Annotated in this window: 15 protein-coding genes and 1 tRNA gene; 7 read left to right on the top strand and 9 right to left on the bottom strand. The window is 60.4% G+C overall.

From position 1 onward, the window contains the following. Window positions 1–46: 46 nt before the first annotated feature. The 4 genes from HMPREF3092_RS01145 to HMPREF3092_RS11140 all read right to left on the bottom strand — a co-directional run bounded on the left by HMPREF3092_RS01145 (window position 47) and on the right by HMPREF3092_RS11140 (window position 5,058). Window positions 47–811, bottom strand: coding sequence for a hypothetical protein (locus HMPREF3092_RS01145; RefSeq protein ID WP_070423538.1), 765 nt, complete (start codon window positions 809–811; stop codon window positions 47–49). Window positions 812–978: 167 nt separating this feature from the next. Next, on the bottom strand, window positions 979–3,141 hold the full coding sequence (locus tag HMPREF3092_RS11465; RefSeq protein ID WP_256174347.1) for a metallophosphoesterase: 2,163 nt from the start codon (window positions 3,139–3,141) through the stop codon (window positions 979–981). Next, on the bottom strand, window positions 3,038–4,759 hold the full coding sequence (locus HMPREF3092_RS11470) for a phosphodiester glycosidase family protein (RefSeq protein WP_256174348.1): 1,722 nt from the start codon (window positions 4,757–4,759) through the stop codon (window positions 3,038–3,040). The genes HMPREF3092_RS11465 and HMPREF3092_RS11470 overlap by 104 nt, the downstream gene beginning before the upstream one ends. A gap of 62 nt (window positions 4,760–4,821) precedes the next feature. Continuing rightward, on the bottom strand, window positions 4,822–5,058 hold the full coding sequence (locus tag HMPREF3092_RS11140; RefSeq protein WP_141737915.1) for a hypothetical protein: 237 nt from the start codon (window positions 5,056–5,058) through the stop codon (window positions 4,822–4,824). A 1-nt stretch (window position 5,059) separates the two neighbouring features. On the opposite strand from HMPREF3092_RS11140, the gene HMPREF3092_RS01155 reads away from it, so the two are divergent. The 3 genes from HMPREF3092_RS01155 to HMPREF3092_RS01165 all read left to right on the top strand — a co-directional run bounded on the left by HMPREF3092_RS01155 (window position 5,060) and on the right by HMPREF3092_RS01165 (window position 8,143). Continuing rightward, window positions 5,060–5,539, top strand: a complete 480-nt coding sequence (locus tag HMPREF3092_RS01155; protein WP_070423539.1) for a hypothetical protein — start codon at window positions 5,060–5,062, stop codon at window positions 5,537–5,539. 187 nt (window positions 5,540–5,726) lie between these two features. Then, the gene (locus HMPREF3092_RS01160; RefSeq protein ID WP_070423540.1) at window positions 5,727–6,731 is read left to right on the top strand and encodes an isopenicillin N synthase family dioxygenase; all 1,005 of its coding nucleotides are present in this window, start codon (window positions 5,727–5,729) and stop codon (window positions 6,729–6,731) included. A 140-nt stretch (window positions 6,732–6,871) separates the two neighbouring features. Further along, window positions 6,872–8,143, top strand: a complete 1,272-nt coding sequence (locus HMPREF3092_RS01165; protein ID WP_061943109.1) for an ATP-binding protein — start codon at window positions 6,872–6,874, stop codon at window positions 8,141–8,143. 22 nt (window positions 8,144–8,165) lie between these two features. Here HMPREF3092_RS01165 and HMPREF3092_RS01170 read toward each other — a convergent pair whose 3' ends face one another. Continuing rightward, on the bottom strand, window positions 8,166–8,693 hold the full coding sequence (locus tag HMPREF3092_RS01170) for a GNAT family N-acetyltransferase (RefSeq protein ID WP_070423541.1): 528 nt from the start codon (window positions 8,691–8,693) through the stop codon (window positions 8,166–8,168). A 117-nt stretch (window positions 8,694–8,810) separates the two neighbouring features. On the opposite strand from HMPREF3092_RS01170, the gene HMPREF3092_RS11270 reads away from it, so the two are divergent. Then, window positions 8,811–9,089, top strand: a complete 279-nt coding sequence (locus HMPREF3092_RS11270) for a hypothetical protein (protein ID WP_070423542.1) — start codon at window positions 8,811–8,813, stop codon at window positions 9,087–9,089. Between the two features lie 54 nt (window positions 9,090–9,143). Here HMPREF3092_RS11270 and HMPREF3092_RS01180 read toward each other — a convergent pair. The 3 genes from HMPREF3092_RS01180 to lepA all read right to left on the bottom strand — a co-directional run bounded on the left by HMPREF3092_RS01180 (window position 9,144) and on the right by lepA (window position 12,383). Continuing rightward, window positions 9,144–9,216: transfer RNA gene (locus tag HMPREF3092_RS01180), tRNA-Ala, on the bottom strand. A 74-nt stretch (window positions 9,217–9,290) separates the two neighbouring features. Further along, entirely contained in the window at window positions 9,291–10,505 is a 1,215-nt protein-coding gene (gene hemW / locus HMPREF3092_RS01185) for a radical SAM family heme chaperone HemW (protein WP_070423543.1), read from the bottom strand. A 15-nt stretch (window positions 10,506–10,520) separates the two neighbouring features. After that, a complete protein-coding gene (lepA, locus tag HMPREF3092_RS01190; protein ID WP_070423544.1) occupies window positions 10,521–12,383 on the bottom strand; it encodes a translation elongation factor 4 in 1,863 nt (620 codons plus the stop codon). Window positions 12,384–12,454: 71 nt separating this feature from the next. Here lepA and HMPREF3092_RS01195 point away from each other — a divergent pair, with 71 nt between their 5' ends. Next, window positions 12,455–13,186 (top strand): type II toxin-antitoxin system PemK/MazF family toxin, encoded by a 732-nt coding sequence (locus HMPREF3092_RS01195; protein ID WP_070423545.1) that lies wholly within the window; start codon window positions 12,455–12,457, stop codon window positions 13,184–13,186. A 249-nt stretch (window positions 13,187–13,435) separates the two neighbouring features. After that, a complete protein-coding gene (rpsT, locus tag HMPREF3092_RS01200) occupies window positions 13,436–13,702 on the top strand; it encodes a 30S ribosomal protein S20 (protein WP_061941135.1) in 267 nt (88 codons plus the stop codon). A 130-nt stretch (window positions 13,703–13,832) separates the two neighbouring features. Here rpsT and HMPREF3092_RS01205 read toward each other — a convergent pair whose 3' ends face one another. Then, window positions 13,833–14,900 (bottom strand): IS1249 family transposase, encoded by a 1,068-nt coding sequence (locus tag HMPREF3092_RS01205; RefSeq protein ID WP_070423546.1) that lies wholly within the window; start codon window positions 14,898–14,900, stop codon window positions 13,833–13,835. A gap of 284 nt (window positions 14,901–15,184) precedes the next feature. Between HMPREF3092_RS01205 and HMPREF3092_RS11145 the strand changes: the two genes are divergently transcribed. Continuing rightward, window positions 15,185–15,715: a hypothetical protein gene (locus tag HMPREF3092_RS11145; RefSeq protein ID WP_141737917.1), complete on the top strand. Its 531-nt coding sequence runs from the start codon at window positions 15,185–15,187 to the stop codon at window positions 15,713–15,715. Window positions 15,716–15,752: the final 37 nt, after the last annotated feature.

Consider the following 15,752-nt stretch of genomic DNA (forward strand, 5'->3'; position numbering starts at 1 on the left):
GTTCAGTGTAGGCGCGGTTCGGCTCCGAGTCATATCCGCACAAAAGTTATGCCGTTCTGCGAATCGGCTTGGCGCCAGAGGCAACTTTGCGTTCCGAGCGCTTCTGGGCGATTCTGCATTGGGCCTCATAGTGAGCTTCAGACACGGTAGAGAACAGCCATAGCGCGAAGCCAAGCAGAGGACCGGCAACTACGAGAATCAAAGCGAAAGCCGTGGCCGTAACAACAACTCCAGCCTGGGCTCCACATCGCAAAAGGGTACCTACCACTGGCACAAACAGATCCTGTATTTGCAGTTTGCAGATAGCCAGGTAAGTGACGAGCAGAATGACCGCGAGGACCACGATAACTGCGCCTAGGACCCAAGAGAGGGAATACAACCAGCCGTACGCCCATTGCAAAGATCCGAACTGTGCGGCAAACATCAGGGATATCCAAGCTGTGCTCGGTGCCCGAGCGCCAAGCAGCCCTGAAGCCTGAAAGTCGAGGTGCCACTCGTTCTTTTGCGCGCTGAAGAAGGGCATTGCAAGCATGGAGACAACGGCGAGGAATGCAATCCCAATAAAAAGATGATTCGCCGAAGAGTTTGGCTGCGTAAGAACTGGTGGGAGGCTTGTTTCGAACCACTCCCCGATGCTGTGGGCACCAATGCCCCTGAACACCCCAGAGAGAACCTCGTTGGGGCGCTGATCACGAATGGACGCGACGATCATCAAAATGCCAGCGACGCATCCAAGCCATTGGTAAACCGAGTCCCGGCCGATCTTCAAATCCTTAATTAGGGCAAGCAACATTCCGCCTACTTCGTTCACGGATACTCCTCTCTGAGCTGCCTTCACCATGCCAGCCGCCACTGACATGACATGTTGAGAACGATTCGGCCTACAAGGAAGGCTCGCGCCCGCAATAATGACGGGGCGGTCACCCTTGCAGGTGACCGCCCCACCATCAGTAGTCCAGGCGCCTATCGGCATACGCGTCAGTGCTTAGCTTTGCGCCTCGTTCCCATCAGCAGCACACTGCCCGTGCCGATGCCCGCCAGGGCAAGCACCAACAGTGCGGCCGCTTCGGTTCCCGTACGCGGAAGTGCACCAGACTGAGCACCCGAACCAGCTGACGCGCCCTCTGCCGAGGTGCCGCTGCCGGAACCGCTGTCTTCTGCGGTGTCGCTGCCGGTCGAGTCTTCCGAGGTGCCGCCACCCGACTGACCATCGCCGGCGTCACCCGGTTCGTCACCTTCCGAACCGTCTGAGTCAGAGCCGCCCGGCTCTGATTCACCCGGTTCTTCACCTTCGTCAGGGTTCTCCGGCGTTTCCGGCTCCGGCTGTTCGTTATCAGCTGCAGGAACTGTCACCTTCTGGGTCGCAGTCCGGCCATTGACGGTCACGCTCAGCTTTGCCGTTCCCGGGCGAAGCGCTGTGATCTCGCCGGTCGACGGGTTGAATCGAATGACAGCGTCCTGAGCTGCCGCTCGCTCGAACTGCTGGTTGCCGTCGACAACCTGCACGCCGTCGCCGCCCCACTGAGCGGTAACAGGCCACGCCACCGGAACGGTACGACCGTCCTGCGTAAACGATGCGGTAGCCGAGCTGCTCTCACCGAGCGGAACAACACCGGCGGCCTCGAGCGACACCTCGTCAACCCAGGGGCGGGTTTCAGCCGCCAGCCAGTTCACACGGTCCTGAGGTGACGGGTCCTTTCCGACCGTGCCCTTGACCGGATCGATACCGAGCATCGTCCAGCCGGTGAAGCCGCCGGTTTCCGGTGTTCCCGCCGGGTTCTTACCCGAGTTTCCGTTGATCAGATAGGTCACGCTCTCAACAGCCGAACCGTGGAAAGCACCGACGTGACCGTTGATGACCGCAGCCGACTTACCCGAGGATCGCTTGAAATCGGCCATAAGCTTCTCAAAAGCGCGTGCTTCGCGCTGATCCGACAGCTGGCTGCTCTTGGTGGGCAGCGGATCGTTCGGCGGGTGGTGGAAGAACACCGTGACACCCGTCAGCTTGTCATCAGCCGCGACTTCGTCCAGCTGCTTTTCAAGCTTTTCGATCTGGTCGATTCCGCCGCTGCGCAGCGAACCGCCAGCGGTGTTGAGTGTGATCACGCGGGTGCCATCGAGGTCCTGCGAAGTTGTTGCCGGGCCGATCTCCTTTTCGAACACGCCGATGTCTTTGCTGCCCATGATTTCGTGGTTGCCGGGTACGTAGACGTGCGGAATGTTCTTATCCCACTCTTCGTCGAGGATCTTCTTCGCCAGGTCGAAGTCCTCCTTCGACCCTTCGTCCACGAAGTCACCGTCGATGATGAGCAGGTCAGGCTTAGCTTTGCGGATTTCACGCAAAGTGCGGCGGGCGCCTTCAACGGCTGCAGAATCAGGCTGTTTGGCGATGAACTGCGCATCACTCATCACGGCGATCCGCTGGGGGCGGTCTGCTGTGGTCCCGTGGGCAAGCAGTGCCGGGTCGTGGATTGCGGAGTCCTTTTCGCCTTCCGCAGTCGGCACTGTTGTCACCTGGAGGTTGGAGACCGCGATGTCGCCCTTGTACTGGGCTTCCGGTCGGGTTTCCATGATGCGGATGCGGTCGACTGTCAGTGGCTGTGCCAGGCCGTCCGGGACGGCGAACCTGACCTTCTGCCAGCCTTCTTCTTCGAGGTGGTCCCCGTCGAGGTTGGCGACTGTGCCATTGGCGTCGGTCACCTGCAGGCGGGGCCACGCGCCTGTGCCGTCACTTTTCACGTCGAGGCTGAAGCCGATGGCTGTGCCGTCGACAGGTTCGGTTTCCTTCGAGCCCAGGTAGAAGCCGCGGGTGGCTGCCGAGGTGGTGAAGTCGTACTTCATGCCGATGGCAGGCTTGCCGTCCCGGCCTTCTGCTTTGGCGATCTCGCCGGACGCGCGTGCATTCGCGGTTTCGAAGTTCTCGGGGTCCGAGAAGTCCCACACGGCAGTGTCCTTGGTTCCGTAGGCGACTGTCACAGTGGTGCTGAGGTCGCCGACGGTGAAGGTGATCTTGCCCGTGGGTGTTTCGCCTGTCGCCTTAACGGTCCAGGTGCCCAGTCCGTCGTCTTCGACTTCTACTCCCCCCGGTGGTGCTGACCTTGACGTCGGAGGTTTCGATGCGCGCCCGCTGGCCGTCAGCATCGAGACCGGTGAGGGTGATCTTCGCGCTGGCGTCAGCGTCTGGCAGGCTGAGTGACTTCTCCGAGGCGCGCAGGGCGATGGCTTTGCCGAGCACCCGCAGCTTCGTTTCGTCGCTCTTGTCGCCCGCGCTGTAGGTGACCGTGCCGGTTCCGCGTTCTTCACCAGTGATGCGGGCTGTGTTCTTGTCAGTCGCGGCGACCTTCAGGGGCGCGTCTGCGCTGAACTTTCCTGCGGCTTCAGCCGGGGAGAGGTTGGAGGACAGTCCCGTGCCCTTCACGGTGCGGGTGAGCCCTGGGAACACCGCGTCCTCGCCTTTCAGACCGAGGCTCAGCTGAACGCCCGAGGTGTCGTCGGACTTTGCGGAGGAGTAGAAGACGAGGGCGTTGGGCACCTCGCGCACCTGTCCATCCGAGGGGGTGTTCCAGATCTTGGGACCGTCATCACCTGCTACGCGGGCGGACATGGCGGACGATCCACCGCCGTCGAGGTTGAGCGCGTTGTGCGCACCCATGTCACGCAGCAGCTCACCGATTTCGGTGAGGTTCATACCGCGTGACTTGTTTGAGCGGCCGTCGAGTACCATGACGTACAGTTCGGTTCCATCTTTGCTGATGCCGACGGCGGTGCGCGGGTGGGTGCCCGTTGCCAGGCTGTCGGTCATCTTCGGCACTGTGCCGTTGGTGAGAATCTGGTGTGATCCTGCGATGCCGAGGTCGACGTCTTCAGACGGTCCCACTTCGATTTCAACCTTGTCGCCCTCTTCCAGCTGGGCGATGGTCTCGGCGCCTGCTTCACGGCCGATGAGCACCTGGGTGCCATCGGCCACGCGGCGCTTGCCGAAGCTGTCGACAATGTCGGTGGTTTCCGTGACGGTGCCGTCTTCGATAACGGCCGCGGCGATCTTCCTAGCCTTCTTGTCCGGCGCTCCCACCGGGCGGTCGAGGGTGTAGTCACCCCACGCCGAGGTGTAGACGCCGATTCCGTCCGCTGCCAGCTGCGGGGTGTTCATGCCGGCGAGTTCGTGCTTTTTGCCTTCGGGCAGTGTTGCGGTGCCCGTTGCGGAAAGCTGCTGGACTGCTGCACGGCTCTGGGCGATCGTCAGGGACGGCTGAGGCTTCGAATTTCCTGCGCGCAGGCCGTCGCTGCTGACCGATGTGTAGATCGGGGCGTCAGAGTGGTTGATGTCGAAGAACGTGCCGTTGACTGCTGCAACAGCTTCTTTTCCACGCGGACCCTGGTGCATCACATCGTCCAGCGGTGCGCGTCCCGTTACCGTCCCGGTGTCGCGCAGGTCAGTTGAAAGTGTCGACTCGCTCAGATCAGCGGTGAGAACGCTGCCTTCGTTCCAGCCGGGCTGTTCGAGGCGGGAAAAAGTGGTCAGGTCCAGGCCGGGAGCAACCGGCTGGGTTTCCGAGGTCCGCAGTACGCCGCCCCTGGACAGCTGTTCGTCGGTGACCTCTGCGGCAGCAGGTGCGGCCTGCCATGTTTCGAGTGCGGTCAGCCCCGGTGTGAGAAGCGCAAAGACCGCAAGCAGCGCAAAAATGCGAGCGCGGATCGTTTGGTGCTTCAGAGAGCCGAGATGGGCAGTGTCGGTGTGCTCAGCAGCTGGAGAGCGCATCAAAGCCTTCCTGGGAAAACAATGTGTGGGTGCTCTGAAACCGTAAAAGGGCGAAGCGTCACTCAGATCACTCGCAGATGAATATCGCGTAACCACTCAACGGCCTCCTGACCTGCGACGATGATGTTGGGAGAATCCAGACGAGCACCCGGCAAACCGGGCTCGGAAAGGGTGCCGTCGGCACCTCGTGAGTGACATCGTGGTGAACTCCCCGTGAAGGGGGCCTGGGAGCCCGACCGAACCGGCTGTTCAGACGCGCGGTCGATGTAAAACTGGCTGTCTGACGACAGAGAGGTCACGGTGTTCTCCATTTTCAAGAAGAAGCACAGCGAGCCGGCGGCGGCTCCGCTTGGCGATTCCCCTGACGCTCACCCGGTACCCGCAATGGATTTTGATTTCACAGCGCAGGCGCCCGATGGGTGGGAGCTGCTCATCGATGGAGAGAACCCCGCTGCGATCGGCTCTTTCGAGCAGGTCCGTTCAGCACTAGCGGGACTGGAGGAATGGGGATGCGCCGTCGTGCAGAAGTCCGGTGACCCAGCGCTGAGCGCGCAAGCGCTGTACAAGGGTGAGCGCTGCTATCAGCCGGAAGTGCTCACTGGCAGTGAACCGCTCATCTACGGGCTTCCCACCAAGAAGGGCCGCAACAGTGAGGAGGCCGGGCTCGATGATGCCGCCCTAGTGCTGTGCACTTTTATCCGCGAGGACGGAGCACTCCCCCAGATTGCGCACCTCGTGACTTCTCACCCCGAGCCGGGGGTTTCCTTCGGCGGGCTCTGAGCGCAGGCTCCGAAGTTGAGGCTGGAGTCAGCCTGCCGTTTCAGTCATCGTCTGTAACAGAACGTCAAAGAAACCAGCCCAAGATGACGGAACCTTTCCGGCCGTGACAGCGGAACCCCGTGGGCGCCTCGTACGTGTCTAGCTTCGGCGTTGTTCATTCACCCGAGCGAAGAATGCAGAGGCGCCCATGACCGCGAAACAGCTGCCCATCCTTGATCTCAGCCTGGCCGACGACCCGGCAACCGCCGAGCAGTTCCGCGAAGAGCTGCGCCGGGTGACACACGAAATCGGGTTCTTCTACCTGACAGGTCACGGAATTCCCGCTGAGGATTTCGCACAGATTCTCGAAGTCTCGCAGAAGTTCTTCGACCTGCCGGAAGAAGAGAAACTCGCAATTGAGAACACTCACTCCAAGCACTTCCGCGGATACACCCGCACCGGCGGCGAACACACGCGAGGTGTTGTCGACTGGCGCGAACAGATCGACATCGGTGCTGACCGGCCCGCGATTGCCGAACCGGAACACGATTACGACAACCTACGCGGCCCCAATCAGTACCCGGAGTCACTCCCGGAGCTCAAAACCATTACCGACAGCTGGTTTAAGCAGCTGTCGGAGGTCGGCGACAAGCTGCTGAGCGAATGGGCGCTGAGCCTGGGCCAGCCGGCTGATCACTTCGCACCCGCATTTGCGAATGAGCCCGAATCGTTCATCAAGATCATCCGCTACCCGGCTGCCGTTGATGATTCCGTCACGCAGGGCGTGGGCGAACACCGTGACTCCGGCACTCTCACGCTGCTGTACCCGCAGCCGGGAACTTCGGGACTGCAGGTGCTAACAGCCGACGGGTGGATCGATGCTGATCCGATTGAGAACACCTTCATCGTCAACATCGGCAAGCTGTTGGAAGTCGCAACCGACGGCTACCTCAAGGCGACGCTCCACCGTGTGCTGCCGACCAAGCCCGGTGAAGACAGGATCTCGGTGCCGTTCTTCTACAACCCGGCACTGAGCGCGCAGCTGCCGGCAGTGACTCTCCCGCCGGAGCTTGCCTCGAAGGCGCGCGGGGTTTCGGTCGACGAACTCGATGTCCTGCACACCGTCTACGGCGACAATGCCTTCGCTTCCCGCCTGCGCAGCCACCCCAATGTGACCGAGAAGCACTACCCGCACCTCGTCGGAGCACAGTGACGGGAGCTGTTGAGGTGTCTGTTCAGGCACCGGGCCGATAAATTAGCGGCTAACAGTCCGATAAACTGCCTGGTAACGAGGCGATAAGTTGGCGGTTATCTCCTCGATAAATCGGCGGTTAGCCTGCTATTGTTCAGACTATGGCCATCGACTACCCGACTGACAGCCCCTCGTATCTCCCGCGCTACATCGACCTTGAATTGGACGAGCTGACGGGGGCATCTGCCATCGCCATCGACGGACCAAAAGCAGTGGGCAAGTCCGAGACGGCCACAAGGCGAGCGAATCGAACATACTTCCTCGACCGTGACAGCGAACGGGAGCTCCTTCGAGCTGACATGGACGCCCTATTGGTTGCCGAAGACACACTGTGCATCGATGAATGGCAGCACTTGCCTCAAGTTTGGGATGCGGTGAGGAGGAATGTAGACAAGCAGGTAACCACGCGCTACCTGCTGACCGGAAGCGCCACACCCAAGCAGGGCGTCGATACGCACTCAGGCGCCGGACGTGTGATCAGCCTACGGATGCGACCACTCGCCCTGTCTGAGCGCGCTGACACCTCACCAACGGTCAAAATCGCTGAGCTCTTCACAGGCACAGCCACAATCTCCGGCCACACAGACTATTCGCTGACAGACTATGCTGAAGCACTGTCCGCTACCGGACTGCCGGGCGTCTGCCGACAGCCAGCCCGGCTTCGTCGCCAGCTCATCGACGCCTATGTTCAGCGCGTTATCGACCGCGACGTTCCAGAGCAGGGACTCCTGGTGCGCAAACCAGAATCGCTGCGTGCATGGTGGGCGGCATACGCAGCGGCATCCTCAACCACCACCTCGTACACCAAAATTCTGAACGCCGCCTCTCCGGGTGACGCTGCCAAAATCTCCAAAGATTCGGCTCTGGGTTACCGCGACATCCTCAGCAAACTATGGCTGTTGGATCCGGTACCGGCATGGTTCCCCAACCCCTCCCCATTCAAAAAGCTCACTGCTGCCCCGAAGCATCAGATATTTGATCCCGGCATTGCGGCCGCTCTGCTCGGTCTTACGCCGAACATCCTTACCTCCGGCGAGCCCGGCTCGTGGGAGCTGTTTGGCCAGCTCTTCGAATCGCTGGTCACTCTCACTGTTCGCGCGGCTGGACAGGCTTCCGAGGCGAAGGTCTCACATCTGCGCACACAAGGCGGAGCACAGGAGATCGACCTGATTCTTGAACGGTACGACGGCAGGGTCGTTGCCTTCGAAGTGAAGTTGAAGCCAACACCCACGGACAGGGACGTTCGCCACCTGCATTGGTTGGGCGATCACATCGGTCCGCGCTTGGCGGACAAGGTCGTGGTCACAACGGGCACAGATGCTTACCGAAGACCGGACGGTGTGGCCGTTGTCCCACTCGCACTGCTGTGTTGAAGGCACAGGTTCACAGCCGTCATTATTCAATCCGCATAGGGATGCTGTCGTATGTCGGGTGCGGGTCGGTCGTCAGCCTCCCGTAGGTGTCAACGTCGATCCGCTGGCCGTCAATGAGGAACTTTGCTCGCTCGGTGCCCTCTTTGATGAAGCCAGCGGATCGCGCCACATGTCCGGATGCAGGGTTGTTCACCCGGTGGCCGAGTTCAAGCCGTTCCAAGCCTTCGTGGTCGAGTGCCCAATCTGCCTCGGTGGCTGCTGCCCTGCTTGTCCAGCCTCGGCCGCGGGCCCGTGCAGTCATCCAGTACCAGAACCAGCCAGAACGGTTCTCTTCGTCGACGGTCACACAGACCACACCGACAAGAGACTCGCTGTCGCAGACTGCCCACGGCCGGTGGGGCGAAGAAGCTTCGCACAGTTTGCCGACATAGCGCTCAGCATCCGCAAGGGATGTCACATCGCCTTGCCGGACCATATCCGGGGCGGACAAGAATGCGTCCAAAACAGCGGTCACATCGGAAGTGCGCAGTCGGCGGAGGATCGGTATCAACGCGAGTTTCCTTTCGCGGCTTGGTTCCGGGTGCTGATTTCTTCGTGCGTTTTGCGCCGCATCAAAGCCAGAACTGGAATCTATCGCGTTTTGGACACCTGTGATACAACGAGATGCATGAAGCTGCGCAGACGCCAAACCACCTACCTTGAGGTCGACGGCCACCGTTTTCGCGTGGTAGCTACCCCGCGGACACAGCACGTGCATTGGCTGACGTGCCCGAGTGAAGAGTTCCCCAGCGGGTACTCTTCGGGTGCATACGTCGCGGCGGACAGCAGACTGACCTATTGGGTCGAGACCCTGAAGCTGATGCTCTTTGGCCCTCTGCCGACTGATGAGCAGCTGAGAGACGAAATCGCGGACTGGCTTTCGTTCACGCTTTCGGAAGACGGCTAAGCGGGCGTCCCGGGGGGACATCGAGTGAACGATGTCCCCCGGGGCTTCACAAAGTGGAGCCGAGGGGAATCGAACCCCTGACCTTCTCGATGCGAACGAGACGCTCTCCCAACTGAGCTACGGCCCCTTTTAGTACTCACTGTACTCCTGGGTCTGCGCACTGTGTCATGGGTACGAGGCGCCGCTCACCTTCCGCTGTAACTACAGGTACTCCGACAGCTCGCGGACGATGAAATCCGCCATGAGCCGACCGCGCAATGTCAGCGCTACCCATTCCTCATCAGGTTCTACAAGCCCCTGCTTGGCAAACTGCTCCAGCAAAAGTTCAGTACCCGCAGGCAGTTCGGACAGACGCATACCGCCGCGGATCCTTGCCCGCAGCATGAGGTCTTCCAGCCTGCGAGTATCCGCATCGAGAACTTCGCGGCCAATGGCCGGTGACTGCCCCTGGCCCAGCCGATCAGCCCACGCGCGTGGGTGCTTGGCATTCCAGAAGCGCACTCCCCCAATATGTGAGTGCGCGCCAGCACCGAAGCCCCACCAGTCCTGGCCCGTCCAGTAGGCATTGTTGTGGCGGCACTCGTGGTCAGCGCTGCGCGCCCAGTTGCTCACCTCGTACCAGTGCAGCCCGGCGGTAGAGAAAGCAGCGTCAGCAGCCGCGTATTTGTCCGCCAGATCGTCCTCGTCCGGCATGGGAAGCTCACCGCGGCGAACCTGCGCACCCATCTTGGTGCCCGGTTCGACAATGAGCGAATACGCCGAAATGTGGTCCGGTTCCATCGCAACAGCTGCGTCAACAGAACGCTGCCAGTCCTCGGCCGACTCTCCCGGTGTGCCGTAGATGAGGTCAACTGACACCTGCATACCGGCGTCCTTAACCCACTGAACAGCTTTGGGGACCTGCTCTGGATTGTGCGTGCGATCCAGTGTTGCCAACACGTGCGGAACCGCCGACTGCATGCCCATGGAAACCCGCGTAAAACCAGCCTGCGCCAACTTGGCCACATACTCCGGGCTCAGAGTGTCCGGGTTCGCCTCAGTCGTTACCTCAGCGTCAGCCGCCAGTCCGAAAGCGTCCCGCACACGTTCAAGCGCGAAGGCCAAATCAGCGGCCGGCAGAAGAGTCGGCGTCCCGCCGCCGAAGAACACGGTGCCCACCGGCCTGGCCGGAAAGCCAGCAAGAACGCGGGAGGCGAGCTCCACCTCGTGAGCTAGATTCCCCGCCCAATCGGAACGATTGGCACCCGGACCGAGTTCCTCGGCCGTATAGGTGTTGAAATCGCAGTAGCCGCAGCGCACCCGGCAATAGGGCACGTGAATATAGGCACTGAGTGTGCGCGCCTCGGCCCCAGCCTGCGCGGAGGCAGGCAGAGAACCGTCAAGCGGAGGAACGTTGCCGTCAGGCTGTGCCGGCACCGATCAGCTCTTCCGTCAGTTCTTCCCGCCGCCGGCAGCATCCGACGACAGTGCGGCAATGAACGCTTCCTGCGGAACCTCAACGGTTCCGACCATCTTCATGCGCTTCTTGCCTTCCTTCTGCTTCTCAAGCAGCTTGCGCTTACGGCTGATGTCACCGCCGTAGCACTTAGAAAGAACGTCCTTGCGGATCGCGCGAATCGTCTCGCGCGCAATAATGCGCGAACCGATAGCTGCCTGCACGGGAACTTCGAACTGCTGCCTGGGAATGAGCTCCTTGAGCTTCCCAGCCATCTTCACGCCGTAGTGGTAGGCATCATCACGGTGGACAATCGCAGAGAACGCATCCACGTGATCACCGTGCAGCAGAATGTCGACCTTGACGAGGTTGGCGGCCTGATCGCCGTCATCTTGGTAGTCAAGAGAGGCGTAGCCGCGGGTGCGGGACTTCAGCTGGTCGAAGAAGTCAAACACGATTTCAGCCAGCGGCATGCGGTAGCGCAGCTCCACACGGTCTTCCGACAGATAGTCCATGCCGTTCATCTGGCCGCGCTTGCTCTGACACAGCTCCATGACCGGACCAACGAAATCCGACGGGGTGAGGATCGTTGCCGCGACCACCGGCTCGCGGACTTCCTTGATCTTGCCTTCCGGGTATTCGCTGGGGTTGGTCACCGTGTACTCGGTACCGTCTTCCATCGTCACTTGGTACACAACAGACGGGGCGGTCGAAATGAGCGAAAGATCGTATTCGCGTTCCAGACGGTCGCGCACAATCTCCAAGTGCAGCAGCCCCAGGTAGCCGCAGCGGAAACCGAAGCCCAAAGCCGCAGACGTTTCAGGCTCAAAGGTCAACGCAGCATCGTTGAGCTGCAGCTTCTCCAGCGCATCACGCAGCACCGGGTAGTCCGAACCGTCAATCGGGAACAGACCGGAGAACACCATCGGCTTGGGCTCCTGATAGCCCTCGAGCGCCTCTTCAGCAGGGTCAGCGGCGGTTGTGATCGTGTCACCGACCTTCGACTGGCGCACGTCTTTGACACCCGTGATGAGGTAGCCGACCTCACCAACTCCCAGACCCTTCGACGGTTTGGGCTCCGGCGAGGACACACCGATCTCCAGGGTTTCGTGCGTCGAACCAGTGGAGAACATCTGGATCTTTTCGCGCGGACCCAACTTTCCGTCGACCACGCGAACGTACGTGACAACACCGCGATAGGTGTCATACACGGAGTCGAAGATCATGGCACGCGCCGGGGCGTCCTTATTGCCCTCAGGTGCGGGAATGTCGCTGACAATCCGGTCGAGAACATCCTCCACCCCTTCACCTGTCTTACCGGACACGCGCAGGCAGTCTTCGGGCTCAACACCGATGAGGTTGGCAAGCTCTTCTGCGTACTTGTCCGGGTTCGCCGCCGGCAGGTCGATCTTGTTGAGCACGGGAACAATCGTCAGATCGTGCTCCATGGCCATGTAGAGGTTCGCCAGCGTCTGGGCTTCAATGCCCTGCGCCGAATCAACCAGCAGCAGCGCACCTTCGCATGCGGCCAGCGAACGCGAAACCTCGTAGGAGAAGTCCACGTGGCCGGGGGTGTCGATCATGTTGAGCGCAAACGGTTCGCCGTCATCCGTCATCCACGGCATGCGCACCGCCTGCGATTTGATCGTGATGCCGCGCTCGCGCTCGATGTCCATCCGGTCGAGGTACTGGGCGCGCATTTCACGCGGCTGCACCACCCCGGTCATCTGCAGCATACGGTCGGCAAGAGTCGACTTACCGTGGTCGATGTGGGCGATGATGCAGAAGTTGCGGATATTCGCAGGGTCGGTGGACGCCACCTGAATCCGCTGGGCAGCAGTATCGCTCACCTGAGGCATGAACGCTCCTTTGTGGGTCTCAAACAGCTCCTCATTGTCTCATACGCCTGTTCAGCGCTTATCGTTGACACATGGCGAACTCCAACTTCTCACAGCGCCTCATCCGCAGGGGGCTGCGCGCAGGAATCAACGCGCTCAGCCGCAGCATCGACCAAGAACAGGTGGGTCGGCTGGCAGCCGACCTCCTCCTGGGAGGCGGGACCTCCACCTCGTCAGACTCACGAGGTGGAACTCACCGCGGTCCCGACACCTCACCTGGGCGGGCCGAAAGGCAGAAGACAAGCCCGCAGAAACGCGGTGGCGGCCAGAAGAAACGCGACGACTTCTCGATCGCCAGGCGAGCGGAGAAGCAGCCGATCAAACAGGGCTTCCCCAAGCGTCCTTCTGGTGGCTATCCCGGTGACTTCACCGGCACGGTCCGCCCCGTCTACTCCCCCGACCTTGACGGCAATCCGGACCCCGGCGAAGTCGTGTGGGCGTGGGTTCCCTACGAAGAGGACTCCACGAAGGGCAAAGACAGGCCTGTGCTGCTTGTTGGCCACGACGGTTCGTGGCTGCTGGGGCTCATGCTCACCTCACAAGACCACGTGCCCGGCAATGTCGGCGAAATCCGGCAGAACGACGGAACACCGTGGATCAACATCGGCTCCGGCGATTGGGATTCTAAAAACCGACCGTCGGAAATCCGTCTGGATCGGGTCATCCGCATTGCCCCCAACGCTGTGCGACGCGAGGGTTCCATCATGCCCATGACGCTGTATTCGAAGATCGTGGAGAACATAGACAACGGCGGGCAGGGCTGACAGCAGCGCTGTGGGGCTGAGAAGAAGCCCCGCGTGTGGTGAAGACAACCGCGCGAACGCCCCGCAAGAATTAGCGTTCGGACCTGCAAACCGCTAAGCTTTTGGCCGTATGTCCGCCAAGGTGTGTGTCTCACCATGGTCGGGCGGATGTACTCCTGATATTCAGGCGCCGGACGCTTTCCCCGCTGAGGGCGCATCGATTATCGGGAAGCCCTCACGACCTATTGAATTCGACAGAAGAGTGTTGAAGTGGCAAATATCAAGTCCCAGATCAAGCGGAACAAGACCAACGAAAAAGCTCGCCTGCGCAACCGCGCTGTGCGTAGCGAAGTTCGCGGTCACATCCGCAACGTCCGCGCAGCTATCGAAGCTGGCAACGCTGACGAAGCACAGGCAGCCCTGCAGGTTGCCTCGCGCAAGATCGACAAGGCAGTGAGCAAGGGTGTGCTGCACAAGAAGAACGCAGCAAACCGCAAGTCGCGCCTGGCTAAGGCTGTGAACGCGCTCAAGGCCTGATAAAGCCGACAAAAGGGGACGAACCACGTGGTTCGTTCCCTTTTTCGTGCTGTTTTAGGGTTAAGCGACAAAATGGGGTTAATGCTCAAAATGTGTGTATGGGCTCGGCGTGTTGCTGTAGGTCATTGGTTTAGAAGGTGCGTCCGGCCCAGCCTTTTTGGACTCCGTTGCCGTCTTCGATGCTGAAGGATGTGCCGTAGAGGGAGTCGGTTTCGGGTTTCAGGCTTGTCTGCCGTGGCGCGGGTGTTCTGGTTGGTTTCCATGTTTCAGGGGTGACGAAGCTCCAGGGGTCTTGGGGTTTCTCGGTTCGGTGGTAGAGCACCCAATTGACAGCTCGGATCGCGTGGTTGGGGCTGAGTCCGCGGTGGGCGCGCAGGAGTCCTTTGATGGCGGCATTCGGCCCTCCTTCTAGGGGGGGTGTCGTCCGAGCGATGTGGTAGCCGTCATCGGCGAGTTTCAGCCAGGTGAAGAGCTGGTCTACTTTCAGCAGCGTGTGGAGGAGTTTGACAGCTCGGCGGGTGCGCAGGCGGGTGCGCCACCACGTCTGATCGGCTTTCTCATAAGAAGACCTAGATACGACAGGAGCGGCGTAGGTGCGTTCTTTCAGGAAGTCACTCCAGCGTGCTTCCCATTCGATGAACTGGCCTTGCCAGACTGCGGCTGCATCCAGGGACCGCACCCGTCTGCGCGCCTTGTAGATGGCTTGGAGTTCTGTGTTCGCCTCCCGTCTGGGCTGGCGTGTTGAATGCTTACGGGCGGCTTGCTGGATGTGGAAGTGACACCGCTGGATTCGGGTCTCAGGCCATAGTTTCTTGATCGTGCTCAACAGTGGCCCGTTGCCGTCGACAACCGCAGCCACAGGGGCGGGGATGCGTTCGATGAACGCACTCCAGGAAGCGGTCCTTTCCCGGTCACACCACTGCCAATCAACGACATACCGGCCGGTGTGGGCGATGAGTACGCACCAGCCGTTGAAGTACGTGCCATCGAGCATGATTTGGTCGCGGACTTCACCGGTAGGCACCAGGCGAGGCTCGACGTTCCAGCACCAAGCGGTGGAACGTTCAAAGGTGCGGGATGTTGGCGCTAGATCTGTTTTGCGGTAGCCATCGAGCAGCCAGGACAAGAAGATGCGCAGCTGATGCGTCCGCGTGACAACCCGCGAGACTGCGTGGCTGAAGCTCCGCAGGATTTGCATCGCCACCGGATGCGCCCCGCGCTGGTCTTACCGTTCTTCACCAGCTTGGATTCACATACACCACGACGCGGATTATTAGAAGCACCACTCACACCACATGCTTTCAAAGCGTGTGCAGAGTCCTTCTGCCCTACCGACTAGTGGGAAAGCGGCCTATCCTGTACACACATTTTGTCGCTTAACCCACTTCATACTTTCGTGCGAGGCACCCGAAGGCATCTTCACTATCTGATTGGTTTCGACGCTCCACCTCAGCCCCCTCCTCCCCGTCAGTAAGGATCGACATGAAGAAGTGCATTGTAGCAATCGCCTGCTCCATAGCGCTGGTGACAACCTTCTCAGCATCACCCGCCTCGGCAGAAACGGCACATAGCGATCCACCGCCTGACGGGCCCAAGCGAACGGCCGCATATGCCGACGCCTCAGTTGCCACGCAGCCCTTCGCAAAGCGTCCGCCCTCGAAGACCGGATGCCAGGGAGACATCGACTACCCTCATATTTCCAGAAGCAAGGGAGTGACTTACACGATCAACACGCATGTAATCGGTAGGTGCAAGGTTACTCCATCCGCGCATAGCGTCGAAGGAAAGCTCTACCGCCTCCGGTGGTTTGGCCAAGAGCATCTCAAGAGCGGCAAGCGATCGGGGGCCAAGAAGTACCACCAGGTTAATCTCAACACAAAATGCAAGAAAAATTCGAAGTATGTCTACCGCGCGACTGGCCGATTCTACTCAAAGGTCGGCAAGAAGACGTTCGCGGTGAGCTACTATAATCAGACGCCCAAGAAGGAGACATGCGTCAAGGGTGGAAAATAGACTCCGCTTAATAGTTCTTTCGTCGATAGTCGCCCTC

Source organism: Brevibacterium sp. HMSC24B04, from assembly GCF_001806835.1.
GTDB classification, from domain to species: Bacteria; Actinomycetota; Actinomycetes; order Actinomycetales; family Brevibacteriaceae; genus Brevibacterium; species Brevibacterium ravenspurgense.